At 58.2% G+C, this 15,770-nt stretch carries 13 protein-coding genes; 6 read left to right on the forward strand and 7 right to left on the reverse strand.

Annotated features, from left to right (window positions below; all coding sequences use genetic code 11):
- Nucleotides 1-52: 52 nt before the first annotated feature.
- Nucleotides 53-2,578, forward strand: a complete 2,526-nt coding sequence (locus tag WBG04_RS09855) for an LPS-assembly protein LptD (protein WP_424314244.1) — start codon at nucleotides 53-55, stop codon at nucleotides 2,576-2,578.
- Nucleotides 2,579-2,616: 38 nt separating this feature from the next.
- Nucleotides 2,617-3,255, forward strand: a complete 639-nt coding sequence (locus WBG04_RS09860) for an NAD(P)H-dependent oxidoreductase (RefSeq protein WP_424314245.1) — start codon at nucleotides 2,617-2,619, stop codon at nucleotides 3,253-3,255.
- Between the two features lie 10 nt (nucleotides 3,256-3,265).
- On the opposite strand, the gene WBG04_RS09865 is transcribed toward WBG04_RS09860, so the two are convergent.
- The 6 genes from WBG04_RS09865 to WBG04_RS09890 form a co-directional block, all read right to left on the reverse strand.
- Nucleotides 3,266-3,940, reverse strand: a complete 675-nt coding sequence (locus WBG04_RS09865; protein WP_424314246.1) for a hypothetical protein — start codon at nucleotides 3,938-3,940, stop codon at nucleotides 3,266-3,268.
- A complete protein-coding gene (locus WBG04_RS09870; protein ID WP_424314247.1) occupies nucleotides 3,924-6,932 on the reverse strand; it encodes a type IV pilus modification PilV family protein in 3,009 nt (1,002 codons plus the stop codon). The genes WBG04_RS09865 and WBG04_RS09870 overlap by 17 nt, the downstream gene beginning before the upstream one ends.
- Nucleotides 6,922-7,659 (reverse strand): PulJ/GspJ family protein, encoded by a 738-nt coding sequence (locus WBG04_RS09875; RefSeq protein WP_424314248.1) that lies wholly within the window; start codon nucleotides 7,657-7,659, stop codon nucleotides 6,922-6,924. Before WBG04_RS09875 ends, WBG04_RS09870 begins: the two co-directional genes overlap by 11 nt.
- On the reverse strand, nucleotides 7,656-8,165 hold the full coding sequence (locus WBG04_RS09880) for a type IV pilus modification PilV family protein (RefSeq protein WP_424314249.1): 510 nt from the start codon (nucleotides 8,163-8,165) through the stop codon (nucleotides 7,656-7,658). Before WBG04_RS09880 ends, WBG04_RS09875 begins: the two co-directional genes overlap by 4 nt.
- Nucleotides 8,162-8,797 carry a prepilin-type N-terminal cleavage/methylation domain-containing protein gene (locus WBG04_RS09885; protein ID WP_424314250.1) on the reverse strand — a complete coding sequence of 212 codons (636 nt, stop codon included), beginning with the start codon at nucleotides 8,795-8,797 and terminating at the stop codon, nucleotides 8,162-8,164. Before WBG04_RS09885 ends, WBG04_RS09880 begins: the two co-directional genes overlap by 4 nt.
- A 309-nt stretch (nucleotides 8,798-9,106) precedes the next feature.
- Nucleotides 9,107-9,676, reverse strand: a complete 570-nt coding sequence (locus tag WBG04_RS09890) for a type II secretion system protein (RefSeq protein WP_424314251.1) — start codon at nucleotides 9,674-9,676, stop codon at nucleotides 9,107-9,109.
- A 226-nt stretch (nucleotides 9,677-9,902) separates the two neighbouring features.
- Between WBG04_RS09890 and rnr the strand changes: the two genes are divergently transcribed.
- On the forward strand, nucleotides 9,903-12,290 hold the full coding sequence (gene rnr, locus WBG04_RS09895; RefSeq protein WP_424314252.1) for a ribonuclease R: 2,388 nt from the start codon (nucleotides 9,903-9,905) through the stop codon (nucleotides 12,288-12,290).
- Nucleotides 12,291-12,386: 96 nt separating this feature from the next.
- Here rnr and WBG04_RS09900 read toward each other — a convergent pair whose 3' ends face one another.
- On the reverse strand, nucleotides 12,387-13,082 hold the full coding sequence (locus WBG04_RS09900) for a hypothetical protein (protein ID WP_424314253.1): 696 nt from the start codon (nucleotides 13,080-13,082) through the stop codon (nucleotides 12,387-12,389).
- On the opposite strand from WBG04_RS09900, the gene WBG04_RS09905 reads away from it, so the two are divergent.
- The 3 genes from WBG04_RS09905 to WBG04_RS09915 all read left to right on the forward strand — a co-directional run bounded on the left by WBG04_RS09905 (nucleotide 13,081) and on the right by WBG04_RS09915 (nucleotide 15,756).
- On the forward strand, nucleotides 13,081-14,094 hold the full coding sequence (locus WBG04_RS09905; RefSeq protein ID WP_424314254.1) for a 6-bladed beta-propeller: 1,014 nt from the start codon (nucleotides 13,081-13,083) through the stop codon (nucleotides 14,092-14,094). The two genes, WBG04_RS09900 and WBG04_RS09905, sit on opposite strands and share 2 nt — an antisense overlap.
- Before the next feature lie 125 nt (nucleotides 14,095-14,219).
- Nucleotides 14,220-15,056, forward strand: a complete 837-nt coding sequence (locus tag WBG04_RS09910; RefSeq protein ID WP_424314255.1) for an FKBP-type peptidyl-prolyl cis-trans isomerase N-terminal domain-containing protein — start codon at nucleotides 14,220-14,222, stop codon at nucleotides 15,054-15,056.
- A 13-nt stretch (nucleotides 15,057-15,069) separates the two neighbouring features.
- The gene (locus WBG04_RS09915) at nucleotides 15,070-15,756 is read left to right on the forward strand and encodes a metal-dependent hydrolase (RefSeq protein WP_424314256.1); all 687 of its coding nucleotides are present in this window, start codon (nucleotides 15,070-15,072) and stop codon (nucleotides 15,754-15,756) included.
- Nucleotides 15,757-15,770 lie beyond the last annotated feature (14 nt).

Here is a 15,770-nt window from a genome sequence, read left to right on the forward strand (position 1 = left end):
CAATCGCTTTCCACCTTTACTTGCCCTCCTCCAGCGCATGAGATGCCGCCCGATGAGGCTTGTTACCTTCCTGCTTTCCACAACCCTCCCCATTGTCGCCCAACAAGCCGGTGACATCCCCGATCAGGAGCCTCAACCGATCGCACCGGTCAAACCGGTGCCGCTCCCGACCGATATCGACATGCTCGCGGCCGAGGACCTGACTCCCGCCGAGCCGGAATCGGTGAAATTGGAGATGGACGGCGGCGCCGAATACACCGCAGCAACCAAAACTCTCGTCTCCAAGGGACCGATCCGTGCCACGGCTGACACCGGCATGACGCTGACCGCCGATCGCGGAAGTTTCGATGGCTCTTCCAACAAAATACTCGTCCGAGGAAACGTCAAACTCCGCACCGAGACCGGCATCGAGATTTTTGCCGACAAGGGAGTTCTCGATGACAAGGCACAGACCGTAACGCTCACAGGAGACGTCTCCATTTATCAAGGTCAGACACTCCAGCGCGGTGAAAGCGTGGTCTACCTGATGAAGGATCAGAAAATCGACGCCTCCGGCTTGCGCACCGGAGTCGATCCCATCCTCCTCGAAGCCGGGCAGTTCACGATCGAGGAGCGCGACGGAAAACAGATCTTTGTCGGGCGGGACGCAGGCGTCACCACTCACGATGTCGAGGATCCGGGCTTCTGGGTCCGGGCGGACGAAACCACCGTTTACCCTGACGACAAGGTCACCTTCAAAAACATGAAGGTCTATGCCGGTGACACCCCGATTTTCTGGCTCCCCTACTTCTCCCAGCCCCTCGATGGTGATCTGGGATACCATTTCATTCCGGGGGCTCGCAGTGCTTGGGGTGCCTATTTGCTCAACAGCTACGGCATCTTGCTTGGCGACGGTGATTCGGTCACAGGCGATGAAGCCTGGTTGCTGTCTCGCTGGAATTTCGATCTGCGCAGTCGCCGCGGTGCAGCCGCCGGTGTCGACCTCATCGACCGCCGTCTGGAAGATAACCCCAATCTAACCGGTCTCTCACTCTACTACGCCTACGATCTTGATCCAACCATCAGCCGCACCGGCCTGCCGCGGCCGCCGCTGAGCAACAACCGTTGGAAAGCCGCGCTCCAATATCAGACGCCACTTCCCTTCGAAGGAGGTGACAAGTGGCGGGCGGATTTCAACCTGACCGCGCTCAGCGATGCCTACTATCTCGAGGATTTCGATCAGGAAATGTTCCAGATCGATCCGAATCCTGACAACACGATCGGGCTCTACCGTCAGGCTGAAGACTCACTCTTCGGGATCATGCTCCGGGTCAGGCCGAACGACTTCTATCGCTCCGATACCCGCCTCCCGGAGATCAGCTTTGACCAATCCCGCCGTCCGATCTTCGGCTCGCCCATTCTTCACGAGGGTCTGAATTCGCTGACCATCGCAGCCGAACAAATCGGAACGAGCTCGGCCTCCACGATCAATGCGCTTCTCGCTCTCCCTCCCGGCAGTCCGCTCGCGCCGGTCCTCTTCAACCAGCTTCCGCCCTACGAAAGACAACTTGTCGCTGCCATTCGGGCCATCCCCCCCGGTAGCCCGGCGCTGCCTTCCCTCACCGAGCAACTTCTCGGCCCCTCGTTCACCCGCTTCAATACCTACCAGGAATTCTCGATTCAAAAAACCTATGGCGGATGGCTTCACGTCACTCCCGAACTCGGCGTCGGCTACAGTCGCTACTGGAATGTCGATGGCCCCGCCAACTCGATCAGCCGTACCCACTTTTACGCAGGTGCCGAAGCCTCGCTCAAGTTCACCAAGGACTTCGGAGATCACCGCAGCCGCAAGTGGGGGCTCGATGGTCTGCTCCATGTCTTCCAACCCTACGGCCAGTTCTCCTATCTGAATACCGACGACCTTGATCCGCTTTTCCCGGGGATTGATCGCGAGACCTTCTCGACCCGTCCCCGGACGCTCGACCCCAGCCGTTTCACCGCCGTCGACTCGCTTCGCGACTGGTCGATCTTGCGCCTCGGCATGCGCAATCACCTCATCACCAAGCGCGACGGTCAGAACCATGAGTGGCTCTACATGGATACCTACATCGATGCCTATTTCGATGACCCGGATTTCAATCGGAGCTTCTCAAACCTCTACAACGACCTCTACTGGACGCCCCTCCCGTGGGTCGGTCTCACCCTCGAAACCCAGTTTCCCGTCGTCAGTGATGGTTCCGGATTTTCCGAGGTCTCCACCCGGATCCGCTTCATGCCGAACGAAAACATGGAAGTCTCCGTCGGAAACCAATTTCTCAATAATCACCCCATCCTCATCGATTCCAACCGCTTCGATCTACGCACCTTCGTCCGCCTCAACGACGATTGGGGTGTAGGTGCCCTGCAGCTTTGGGAAATGGATGACGGGGTTCTGGAATACCAGCAATACACCGTGCACCGCGACTTCAATCACTGGGTCGCCGCCTTGGGTGTCTCTGCTCGTGACAACCGCCTCAACAACGAATACGGCGTCGTTCTGTCCTTCACGCTCAAGGATTTCCCGTCTGCCACACTGCCATTGAGAATGGACACGCAGTAGTTCCTGGCCGAGGGCAACACCACCATCCATCCCATCGTATGACGCCTGCCGAACTCACCTCCGCCCTCAATTGGCGCTACGCCACCAAGTCCTTCGACTCCGAAAAAGCCGTTCCCGCGGACGCCTGGCAGGCCCTGCTCGACAGCCTCGTTCTCGCCCCTTCATCCTTCGGCCTCCAACCGTGGAAATTCATCGTCGTCTCCGATCCGGAAATCCGTGAGCGACTCCGCGGGAACTCATGGGGACAGTCCCAAGTGACCGCTGCCGACAAGCTCGTCGTCTTCACCAGCCGCACCGACATGGCGCCCGAGGACATCAAACGCTGGGTCGACCGCCTTGCCGAAGTTCAAGGGCAGACGCCGGAAGAACTCAAAGGCTATGCCGGCATCGTCGAGGGCTTTTGCCAGCGCATGTCACCGGAGGCCCGCCACAACTGGAACATTCGCCAAACCTACATCGCCCTCGGCCAATTCATGGCCGCAGCCGCCACCATCGGTGTCGACACCTGTCCGCTCGAAGGCATCGACCCCACGGGCTACGATCACGAACTGGGTCTCGCCGGAAGCGGCTACGCCACCTGTGTCGCCTGCGCCGTCGGCTACCGGGCATCTGATGACCGTTCCGCTACCAGACCCAAGGCCCGGTTCCCGGCGGACGAGGTGGTCTGGGAAAAATAAACCGAGCGCGCTACTCCGCGGTTAGATGGTGGAAATCGCGGAAGTTCAGAGCCTTCACGTTGCCTTCCGGATCATCGTAGAGCACAACGACGTAGTTGCCGATGTCCAGGACGGGAATCGATGGCAGGTCCCCGCTCTCCAAGCGGAGAGGCACATAGCCTTCCGGATATTTCATGGGCGCTGATGTGGTCATGAATCGCTTCACGATGTGCTTTGACCAATTTCCCTCGGGGTCCCTCATTTCCACCTGAATCTCCGGCTGACGGGAGACCGAAATGAAAGTGGCTTCACGTTCCTTTGACTGCGCCTTCTGCTTCAAGCGCAGGATCCTGATCTGCCAGTGGGCCGGCTTGTCGTCGGTCGCCGGAACTCGTTCCGCAAAGGGTATCACTGTCGTCGTCTCCCCAGCCTCGATCTCCACCTTGGTCTCACCCGGCTCCAAACCCTCCCGTTGCACCACGACCTTGCAGCGTCCCAGCTCGACACCCATCCCACCCGTGGCGGCACCAAGCTGATAACCGTCCGGATAAAGATTGTTCCCGTTCAAGAGCAACTCCACCGGTCCTTCGCCAGGAGCAACCGCATTCACAAGGCGGATGAAACCATATTTGTTCCTATCCTGCTCCTGAGCAGCGGCAAAAATCGAAAGACTGAGAAAAACGGCGATGCTAAAAATCGTTCTCATGTTTTATCTGCGGATAGTAGTTCAGTTCGTCGATCTCTCCAACATCGTTCCTCTCACCCGGATCAGCAAAGACGGTAAAGACCTTGCGCGACTCCGCCAAAACCACAGGTTCGACAGTCGACCCCGCAGCCAGTGGCGCCACCGCCTGACCCACCACCCAGACCCTGAAATTCCGGGACCGCACCGTTGTTCCCTCATACATCCGGGCAAAGAGCTCTTCCGCCGCTGCATCGTTCCACTCGATCTCGTCGCCGAGGGAGTACATTTCGCGGTTTCCGAAAACCTTAGGTGCAGATTCATCGTCCGGATCGCCCAAATACTCGCGAATTCTAGCCAGATCGTAGGCTGAAGTGAAGGGTCGAGACTCGACGATCGCCTCCGCCACCAAGTCGGCCGCCCTTTCACGAGTCGGCGTTCCCAAGTCGATCTCCTTCGTCCACCTCCTCATCTGGGGTGCCCCCCGATGGTCGTCGCGCAAGACTCTGGAGAGCTTCGGATCCTGCTTCAAATTGCCAGCTGCCAGTACTCTGAGCACGTCCTCGCTTGCGGTGTTCAAGTTCACCTTCCCATCAACATTGATCACCGGACCTTCCCTCTCTTCCTGATCATCGGACTGGGGAATCCCGACATGGAAAAGGTCAAGCAACCTGGCTGCGTGCTGTTCCGGATTGTCAAATCTAGGATGCTCAATGCTGCCGATGGCCAGCGTGTTGCCACCGCCGTGCATGTCGCTCGGATAGGATTCAAGCGCCACCCGTGGCCAGCGGTCACGGCCGGATGGCATATTGCCTCCCCGCTTCGGAGGAATCGGAGCAAGGGTTTCCGTATCATCCCGACCACTTCCAGAATCACCGTCGAGATCACTGTAAGTCGGCCACCACATCACCGGATCAAATACCCGCCCCAGTTCCGCCGCCGAAAAAAATCGTCCTTCGTTCGACAGACGCTGCACGGCATTCTCCACCTCGGGAGTCGGCGGCTTGCCGATCAGGGCACTCGAAACGGGTGAAGTCGAGTCGTTGCCGGAGACACTCCAAGTGCCCACGTCCGAATCATGTCCACCGTCCGGCCACTCGGAAGGAAGCACCCTGCCGTAGGTCGACCTCTTGCTCTTGGTGTCACGATCATAGATGGTTCCTCGCCTGATGTTCCTCCGGTTCGGACTCGCATTCTCAGGATAAGCGTTGAGCCCGAGCGGCCACCTGGGACTACGAATGTAGTTGGCGATTCTTGGATCCCCCATGTTGTTCACGAAGTCTCCATACGGCCCGAAACTGTGACCCGAAATGGCAGCTTTGGTGACATACTTGGCCCGCTCTGCATTGAAATTAAAGTCCGCCTCACTCGAACCGACCGAATACCTGATGATCTTGTCGACCCGATCGACGTCTTCGGAATTCCAACGGAGCGAAATTCCCGACGCGCCCATGGGTTCAATAAGCGAAAACGAGGTGATGAAGACACTTCCCGGACCCGACCGTGGACCGACGTCCAGACGGTATTCCACGGACGCGAACTCTCTTGTTTCATATTGATCCGGCTGCAATGACATCTGAAGCGGGGGAGACCAGAATCGCCCGTCGATCTCAACCAAGGAATGAGTCGCCCGCTCAGGATTGTTCATGATGATCGGATCATCGAAACGCTGGCCTTGGGGAAGAGCTCCTATACCCGTCGTACTCAGCCCGTTCTCGTAGCTGACCTGCACTTCACCACTCACCTCCTTGTCGGTCATGTTCCATACCTCCGCGTAGAGCTTCATCGTCCACAGCAGATACTTGCGGTCATCCGTCAGCTCCAAACCACGAAAGTGAATTTGAAGGAAAATTTCGCTGAGAAGCGGATACCCATCCAGTCCGCGAATGCCCGCTTCGATCGTCGCATCATTGTCAGCGTCGGCATAATCAAAAGCCCCCGCCGCCAGAGTTCCCAAGTAGTCATCCGGAAAGGCACCGCGGCGCTCTTCGAACTCGGGCAGGGCATCCTCGATCTGCTGCTTGAACTCATCGATCGCTTGGGACCGCGGCTTCACCAGAAGCTCGTTGAGGTTAAGCTTCGGCCTGCCCGCGACCGCCTCGTCAATTCCGGGAGAGAACGGAATCAGCGCCTGCTCCGTGTAAGGGTAGAGTTCGTTGATCGTATGACGCTCGACGGCATCCGCTTTCAAATCCACCAAACCGCCCGTTTCGTTGCGTTCCAGAGGGGCCTCAAAACCAGCGGCCGCCAGAGTCGAATTGGGGGAAAGCATGACTGGACGACCCTCGATCAGCTTGTCATCGAGATCACTACTATCTTCGTCCCCTTCCAAATCCGGATCGAGGACATGCAGAGCCATCTCAACCCCGGGACCCTCGGGCTCCAGTTTGACCGCCGCAGCCGGACTCGGCCACTCCACCCGCGCGAGCATCTCGTCGTCCCAAGCACTTCCTTCACCATTGAGATCAAGCCGTCCCTGCAAATCCTCCACCCAGTAGCCATAGCGCCCGACCATGCGACCTTCTTCATCCTCCACAGGAATCCAAGCGACCGATGCCTCGTCCGCCCAAGGCAAGACCTCAACTTCCAGCGGCGAATTCCCAGTCCCCGTGTTCGGTTCAGGAAGTTCCCTGAGGTCCGTCACCGTTTCCCTTCCCGCATTCGAGGAAAAGAGAGGAATAAGGTCGTAGCTGACATCGGTTCCCCCGCCCATTCCACGAGCGAGATAAAGATAATCCAAATCTTCCTTGGAGGTGTCGCCAGTTTCCAACGACTTGGAGAGAATCAGGTAATCGTCATTGGCGGTCTGCTCGCGCAAAAGACCCCTCACATCCTCCATCCCCGCACGCGCCACCCATTCCGCACGCTTGGCATCGAGATAGGATCGCGCCGTCTTGCGCTCGATCCCCACAACCGCCAATACACCCACCGCCATCAACAGCATCGCCGCCATCACGACAAGAACGGCCGCAAGCGTGAATCCATCTCGGTGACTTTCTCTAATTTCAGCGCGCATGTCCAAAGGGGTGAATGATTTGATATATTTCCAGCTGATCCGAGCGATCCGCCTCATCCGAATCTCCTAGCAGAGGACTGCTGTCCCAGTCAGCGGTCGTCCTGAGCTTGGAAGCGAGCTCACGCCGGGCCACCACGAGCTTCAGACGGATCACGTCGGGCATCTCCGAGAGGGGATCGTCGTCCGTCTGCTCCCAATCCTCCCACGTCCCGTCTTCCCCACGAATCAATCCTTCGGCTTCAAACGACAACACACCGAACGACACCGGCTCGTCTTCAACGCGCTCCTCGTAGAGCTCCTCAATCCGGCCGTTCCTCAAACTACTAAAAACCTCGTCACTGCTACGGAATCCACGCATCAGGCAACGCACCGTATCACGACCCAGTTCGATGTCCTTCACATAGTAATAAACCAGACACAAATCCCCGATCGCCTCGCTCTCCGACTGCGCATCGCTCGGCTGCAAACAAGTGAATCCCAAGGTATCCTTCCGCCACGTGTCGGTCGATTCCTCGATCTCCAAAATACCGGCCGATGCCTTCGACATGTCCTCGGCGACCAGAGTGAGCACCGCGCGCGATTCCCGCTCCGCCGCCACACCATCCGTACTCCGCCCATACTGCTCGCCCGTCGTGCTCAGAGAAGCAACCGCCAGCAGCAAGACAATCGCTCCGATCCCCGTCGAAGCGAGCATCTCGATCAAAGTAAATCCATTCGGCTTCCTCATGGCAATTTGGTGTGAAAACTCGCCTTCGACCGTTTATCCGAAGACTTCGTCGCAGGGTACTCGACGTCAACGGTGACCGTCACCAAGTCGACTTCCCGACTCGTCGTGTCCACATTCCCGGAAATTCTCGCCACATAGTAAACCTGCTCGTTTCCGATTTCAGCGAGACCCTCGTCAAACTGCGCTCGGGTCACATCGCCAAGCACCGCGCCATCTCGACCAAACCCGAGGCCCATGAAACTTCCGCTGCTTCCAAATGCCGCCCCAGCCTCGACCTTTGGAAAATACTCCGAAGTTCCCTCCCGTGCCGCTCTCAGCTCCACCATGCAGAAGTCCGCGATCGCTGGAGCCCGAGTCTCCGCCCGCGCCGAGCTTCCGGTGACTCCCGCCTTCAAGATCGCTGCCAGCACCAGCGGGATGACCACAGCCAGCACCCCCATCGAAACGATCGTCTCGACCAGCGAAATGCCGGAAGCATGCAAACGATGACTGGAACGCTTTTTCATAGGTCAATCAGCCATGGACGGGCGACCACTCGACCGATGCGAATGGTGCGGCTTGCTCCTCCTTCGAACGGCACGGCTGAACCATCGCGGTAGGTGCCTCGGCCGATCCTGACGACCACGGATTGAGATCCCTGCGGCACCGAAAGACCACCGCGAGCGGTGAAAACCAGCGCGTGAACGTCAGCCATTTCGTTTCCATCATTCCACTCAATGCTTATTGGATTTCCATCCCGAAAGTTATCCAGCGAATCCACTTCGCCACCGAAAAATGCGATTCCACCCGGAAGTTTCACCCACCTCTGAAGCAAGCGGCCCTCGAGCGTCCCATCGTCGGTCTCACCCTCGATCTCGAAGAGCCCAAGCCGGCAAACTCCATCCGTGAACCCTCCCTGCCCGGGCTCCAACACCGCCAGGGCGACATCCCGCCTGCGGGTAATTGCAGAAGTCCGCCCCTGTTCGACCATCGCGGTGAACGATTCTCCAGCCGTTCTCAGGGCCGCAGCACCCGTGTTGCCGATCACCGTCAGAGAAATCCCCACCAGGATCACGATGATCCCGATCACGGTGATGATCTCAACCAGCGTAAAGCCCGCCGAATGGCGATCTCTCGATGGATTTCGGAAATGAGTCACAAAAAATAGAGGGGTGGTTTGAGAAGAATAAAACTGATCCTGGGAAGCTTGGTCGCACTCTGAATCAACGGCAATCAATCCAGTTGCGAAGCCATCGCGGTGACGATCTCGTCATGCCGATCAAAGTCTCAGTGGTTTTCATCCTATTAAACTAAAGCCCGTTTCGTGCCGTCTCTTCCTCAATCGATGGCAATCTTGGAAGCAATAGGCCTTGTTCATCATCATTTATCCGAAAATTCCTTCCAAAGAAAAACCCCGACCCGTTCTCACCGGTCGGGGTTTGCAAATTACACTGCAAACAACGCTCGATCAGTTCCAGCTCTTGATGTCGTCCGGCGTGTTGGGCTTCTTATCGCCACCAAAACTATAGACCGCAACCTGCTTGCCACGGAGCCTCACCTGCTGACCACCGAAACTGAACTGCAAGGTGTCTTCGTAATCGTTGTTCAGCACGACCGTGTAACCATTGCCGAAGGGATCGTAGAGTCCGTTGACGGTGTCTCCACTGCCGTAGTCGATCCCACCCTTCTTGCCCTTGGCTTCCTTACCTTGAAGGAAAACAACACCCCGGGTATTCTCCACATCCGATCCGGATCCTTCCATGCCCAGGAGGATCTCAAGGAGCTTGACCCCATCGCCATCGGTCTGCAGCTCGCTGCTGCCCACTTCCGGCAAACGGTTGTATTCCCCATAGAAGTTCTCGACCGCCGAAGCCAGTCCGTTGGCCATGACCAGCCCCTCAGTTTTCTTGGCCTTCTTGATCGCCAGATTCACTCCGGCAAAGCTGAGACCCGCCAAGACGGCGATGATGGTAATGACGACAAGCAGCTCGATCAGCGTGAAGCCCTTGGTACGATGGGAAGTTGAATGGTTTTTCATAAGATTAGTTGGTGATGTTCAGAAAAGAAACCGCATCGGCCCGAGTCTGGCAACGCGCTTTTGCTTAGCCTTGACAACGTAAATACATACTGCCAGCTTCCCGGTCTGGCAAGCGCCCGTTTTCAAAAAATCTCAAATCTCTTGAGACAGGGCGCCATCGGCATTTGAGCCGTGAGAATCCATCGATTCGCGTTGCCGGCTCCCTGTACCCACACCAATATCCGTTATGTCTCAAGCTTCCCTGCCCGACCGCATCCTCGAATTGATGCGCTCGAGCAACTACCGTCCGATGAACAAATCGGACCTCTCCCGCGCTCTCAAAGTCCCGATTCATCAGCGTTCCCTCCTTCGCAGGGAGCTCTCCGCCCTTGAAAAGGCTGGAAAAATCGTCCTCGGCAACAAGAACCGCTACCAGACCCCCTCTTCGACCGGCGACCAGCTGCGCGGCACCGTGAAATTCACTCCAAAGGGGGATGCCTGGTTCTTCCCCGATCAGGCCGATACCGAAAACAAGGCCTCCGGAATCGATCTGGAAAAAAATTCCCGCCTCTACGTCCCCCGTCGCGATACCGGAAACTCCCTCGATGGCGACCGCGTCCTCGCGTCCCTCCACCAGCCGCGCCCCGATTCGAAGGACTTCCGCCGCAATCGCGACGCCGAGCCGGAAACCCGCGCCAAGGTCGAAAACGTCATCGACCGCCGCTCAGGCAAAGTCGTCGGTGCCTTCCACAGCGCCGCCAAAGGCAAAAATTCATGGGTGATCGCCGATGACCCGGCAATGAACGGAAGAGTCGATGTCATCGGAGACAACACCGCCCGCGCCGGCCAGATGGTCGTCGTCGCGATCGACGACTACGAAAGTGTCCCGCCGCGCGGTCACGTCATCGAAGTCCTCGGCTGGCCCGACGAAGCCGGCGTCGACATCCTCGCCATCATCCACCGCAACGGCATCAAGACCTCGTTCCCGGACGAAGTCCTCAGCGAAGCCCGCCAGTTTGGCGACGAGGTCGACCCCAAGGAAATCAAACGCCGCGAAGACTGGCGCGACCGCCTCGTCATCACCATCGACCCCGGCGATGCCAAGGACCACGACGATGCCATCTGGGTCAGCAAGACCAAGAACGGCTGGCAGCTCGCCGTCCACATCGCCGACGTCTCCCACTACGTCAAACCTCGTACTTCACTCGACAAGGAAGCCATCGAACGCGGCAACTCGACCTACCTCGTCGACCGGGTGATCCCGATGCTCCCCGTTGAGCTCTCAAACGGCCTCTGTTCGCTCAAACCCTTTGCCGACCGCCTCACCAAGTGCGCCATCCTCGACGTCAACCGTCAGGGCAAGGTGATCAAGTCACGCTTCTGCGATGCCGTCATCCACTCCCGGTCGAAACTTTCCTACGAACAAGCCCAGACAATTCTCGATGGCAAACCGGCGCCGAAGGATTCTCCTCAGGAGCTCGTCGAGATGGTCAAGGAGGCCTGGGCAATGGCTTCCCGCATGCGCAAAAAGCGCTTCGACGACGGAGCACTCGACCTCGAAATGCCCGAAGTCCGGGTTCGGCTCGACGATCAGGGCAAGGCGGACCGGATCGAAAAGGTCATCCACACCGAAAGCCACCAGCTCATCGAGGAATGCATGCTCGCCGCCAACGAATCGGTGGCCCGCATCATCAAGATGCGCAACAAGCCCGCGATCTATCGCATTCACGAAGAACCCGAAGCCGCTCGCCTGCTTGAATACGGCGAGACCGCCAAAGCCTTCGGCTACAGCTTCGGTGATCTGACCAACAAAAGGCATATTCAGGAACTACTCGATGCCGCCAAGGGCAAGCCCGACGAGCACGCCATCAAGATCGGCCTGCTCAAGTCACTCAAACGCGCCGCCTACTCGCCCGATCCACTCGGTCACTACGGCCTCTCGAAGAGTAACTACTGTCACTTCACCTCGCCGATCCGCCGCTACGCCGACCTGATCATCCACCGCGCGTTACAGCCCTTCCTCGACAACGCCCCGAAGCACCCGGACAAGACCTTCGGTCAGTCCGAGCTTCACGACATCGCCCGCCACATCTCCGACACCGAGCGCGCGTCGGCCGATTCCGAAAACGAGTCGAAAAACATCAAGATGCTCGAGTATCTTGATCGCTGTTCGAAAGCCGACAAACCCGTCATCTTCGAAGGCCTCATCACCGAAGTCCGCAGCATGGGCCTGATGGTCGAAGCCACCGAGATTGGCACCCGCGGCGTCATCAAACGCGAGGACCTCCCGCAAGGCCCCTGGCGGTTCGAGCAAAGCCAGGCCCGCCTCGTCGGCCCCGGCGGCCGCCAGTTCCAGATGGGTCAACGCATCAAACTCGAAGTCGCCAACATCGATCACGAGCGCCGTTTCGTGGACTTCAAAATCTCCGGCGAAGCCGTCGGCACCGGAGGTCGCAGCTCCCGCAGCAACAGCAACCGCCGCCCCTCGAAAACTGCCAGCAAGGGGAATCACGATAAGGACAAGTCGTCCACCAAGGGGGCCCGTTCGTCAAAGCGCCCGCAAAAGAAGGCCGCGAAGAAGGCTGCTAAACAGCACGCCAAGCCCCTCCGCCACAAGCGCAAGAAGAAGGCCTAGCAGACGAAGGGCTCCGCCGGAAAGCGCTCGTAGTCCCGCCTTCAGGCGGATTGAACAACCTCGATGCTCCCATACCAAGGAGCGGCCATGCTCTTATCAATTCCACGACTTCACATCATCGTTCGTCCCCTCGATCCCGTCCTTTCCTACCGACCAAACGGCCGCTTGCTTACCTCTCAACCTGATCGTCTGATCACCGTAGCGGAATTTAAGCGTATCCTTTTTATCCGAATTGAGAATCACGGTGTAAGGTCGGCCGTACGAATCGAAAAGCCCTTCCGGCGAGTCATCGGCAGTGTAAGCAATCCCATCTTTGCCCCCCTTTGCCTCCTTTCCCTGAAGGAAGATCACGGATCGCACATTTTGAGCCTCAGGCAGAGAACCTTCCATATTCAGCAAAATCTCCAATAGTTTCTCACCTGCAGGCCCATCGGTTTGAACCCGATCCCCGCCTACATCCGGAAGGTGATTATACTCGCCGTAGAAATTCTCAACTGCCGAGGCCAGCGATGACGCCATCATTTGACCGCTAGGTTTTCTATTAACCCTAACCGCTCTCTGGACAACAACCCATCCCATCAAGCCAAGCACCACTAGACCTCCAAAAACTGCGATCAAAACTCGACGGACGGAAACCTTCTCCTCACTCATCCCCGAAACCCTACTCTCACCGTCAATCCGTAGAAATCTCCAAACTTCGTTCTCTTCGTTTCCTGGGCCTGAAGACCTCAAATCAAGAGCGCAAATTTTAAAGTTCCCCCTATCGCCCCTCTCAGTTTCACTCCGCCCCATGAAGTTCGTCACCTTCCTCCTTCTCCCCGCTCTCGCCTTCGCCCACCCGGAAGAAGGCAAGGCTCCCGGCAAAGGACCCGAAACCGCCGTCCGCACCGGCAACGGCCAATGGACTTTCGAAGCCGTCCCCCACTGGGGCGAGCTCCCCGAAGGCAAGAACATCGGCCCGACCCACGGCGGCGTGGTCGTCGATGACAAGACCGGCCTGATCTACGCCTCGACCGATGCCGAACACGCGATCCTCGTCTATCAACCCGACGGCAAGCTGGTGAAAAGCATCGCTCCCGAATGTCGCGGCTTCCACGCCATGGACATCGCCGAGGAAGACGGCAAAACGGTCATCTATGGTGCCCAGTTGAAAGGCCCCAAACCACTTCGGGTCGTCAAAATCGATACCGAAGGCAAAACGCTGCTGGAGATCTCCAAGGAAACCATGGGCCCGATCCAAGGTGGCTGGAAGGGCCTGACTGGCGTCGCCGTCGCACCCGATGGCACCATTTTCTGCTCGATGGGCTACGGCGCGAACTTCATTCACAAGTTCGATGCCAGCGGCAAACTGATCAAGAGCTTCGGTGGCAAAGGTGACGGCCACAAGGTCGCCACCAACACCTGCCATGGCCTCAAGGTCGACCTCCGTTTCGATGCCCCCCGCTTGCTGATCTGCGATCGCGAAAACCGCCGCCTCATCCACACCGACCTCGATGGCAACTGGATCGGCGAATACGCCACCAATCTCCGTCGCCCCTGCGCCGTCTCCATTCTCGGCGACTACTGCGCCGTCGCCGAACTCGAAGCCCGCGTTACCATTCTCGACAAACAAGGCACCCCCGTCTCGTTTCTTGGCGACAACCCCAACAAGAAGCAGTGGGCGAACTTCAAGGTCGAAGCGAAGGACATGAGCACCGGCATCTTCACCGCGCCCCACGGCCTCTCCTTCGACAAGGACGGCAACCTCTATGTCGAGGACTGGAACCAAACCGGCCGCATCACCAAGCTGGTGAAGATCAAGTGAGTCACGGCTGGAGACACCGCTCCCGCGCGGCCGCTTTCTCCCGTTCGCAGGGCTGTCAAAAGGGTCCCTTTCGCCGCACACTCGCCTCTTGCATCCTCCGGGATCGCCCCTAGCCTCCCGTCGACATGAAACCTCAAATCATTCCTGGCGTCCTGGCTCTCAGCCTTGCCGCATCGATGGCTGCAAGCGCTGAAGAAACCCCCCCCGCGGAAAAACCGAAGGCCGTTTCGCCACCTGTGCAGGTCCCGCCGGCCACGGCTCCTCCCATGGATCCCGCCGTCATGAAGAGCGATTCGTCCTATGGACTCGGCTACCGCACCGGCGGTGAATTCGGACAGCGCTGGGGCAATTTCGGCGTCACCGTCGACGACATCGACAACGAAAAATTCTTCGAAGGCTTCCTGACCGGCTTCAAGGGCGAAGAGCCTGGACTGGACGTGGAAAAGCTCGGCGCGGCGATGCAGGCCCTCGGCAACATGCTGCAGGAGCGCGAGAAGGAAATCGGCGCCAAGAACCTCGCGGAAGGCACTGCCTTCCTTGAAGAAAATGCCAAAAAAGAGGGCATCATCACCACCGAAAGCGGACTTCAGTATCAGGTCCTCGAGAAGGGCGGCGACACCAAGTATGTCGCTCCGAAAGAAGGGGAGCCTGAGAAGCAGTTCATGGTGAACTACAAGGGATCGCTGATCGATGGCACCGAGTTTGATGCGTCGCCCGAAGGTGAGCCGATCCCGATGACCATGCAGGTCGTCGAAGGTTTCAAGGAAGCCCTCACCCTGATGCCTGTCGGTGCCAAGTGGAGGCTCTTCGTCCCAGGCAAATTGGCCTACGGTGAGCAACGTCGTTCGGCCGATATCGGACCGAATCAGACTCTCATCTTCGATCTCGAGCTCGTCGAAATCAAGGACGCACCGGCTCCCGCCCATCCCGGTGGCATGCCGTTCCCAATGCCAGGACAATAAGCCCACTCTTCCCGTGTCCCGACTCACCTACTACGGTCATGCTTGTTTCGGCGTTGAACTCGCCGACGGAACCAAGTTGCTCTTCGATCCCTTCATCACGCCAAACGAACTGGCGAAGGACATCGATATCGCAGGAGTCGGCGCGGATTATGTGCTCATCACACACGGTCACGAAGACCACCTCGCCGATGCAGAGGAGATCCTGAAGCGCACCGGCGCCACTTTGGTCTCCAACTTTGAAATCGTCACCTGGTTCACGGGCAAGGGCATTGAAAAGGCCCATCCAATGAACCATGGCGGCGGCTTCGACTTCCCTTTCGGACGCGTCAAATACGTCAACGCCATCCATTCCTCCTGCCTGCCGGACGGCAGCAACGGAGGAAACCCCGGCGGCTTCATCATCGAGACCCCGGAGTCATCATTCTATGTCTCCGGCGATACCGCGCTGCACTCCGACCAGAAATTGATTGGCGAGTTTCACCGCCTCGATTTCGGAGTGCTATGCATCGGTGACAACTTCACGATGGGACCCTCCGACGCCGCGATCGCCGCGGAGTGGGCCGGCATCAAGAAGGCCGTGGGCGTCCATTACGACACCTTCCCACCGATCAAGATCGACCACACCGCCGCCAAGGGCGAGTTCGCCAAGCGCGGTGTCGAATTGCTACTACCACCGATTGGTGACAGCATCGATCTCTGAAGAGAGTCGGCGAC

The sequence above is a fragment of the Haloferula sp. genome (assembly GCF_049672945.1).
GTDB lineage: Bacteria > Verrucomicrobiota > Verrucomicrobiia > Verrucomicrobiales > Akkermansiaceae > Haloferula.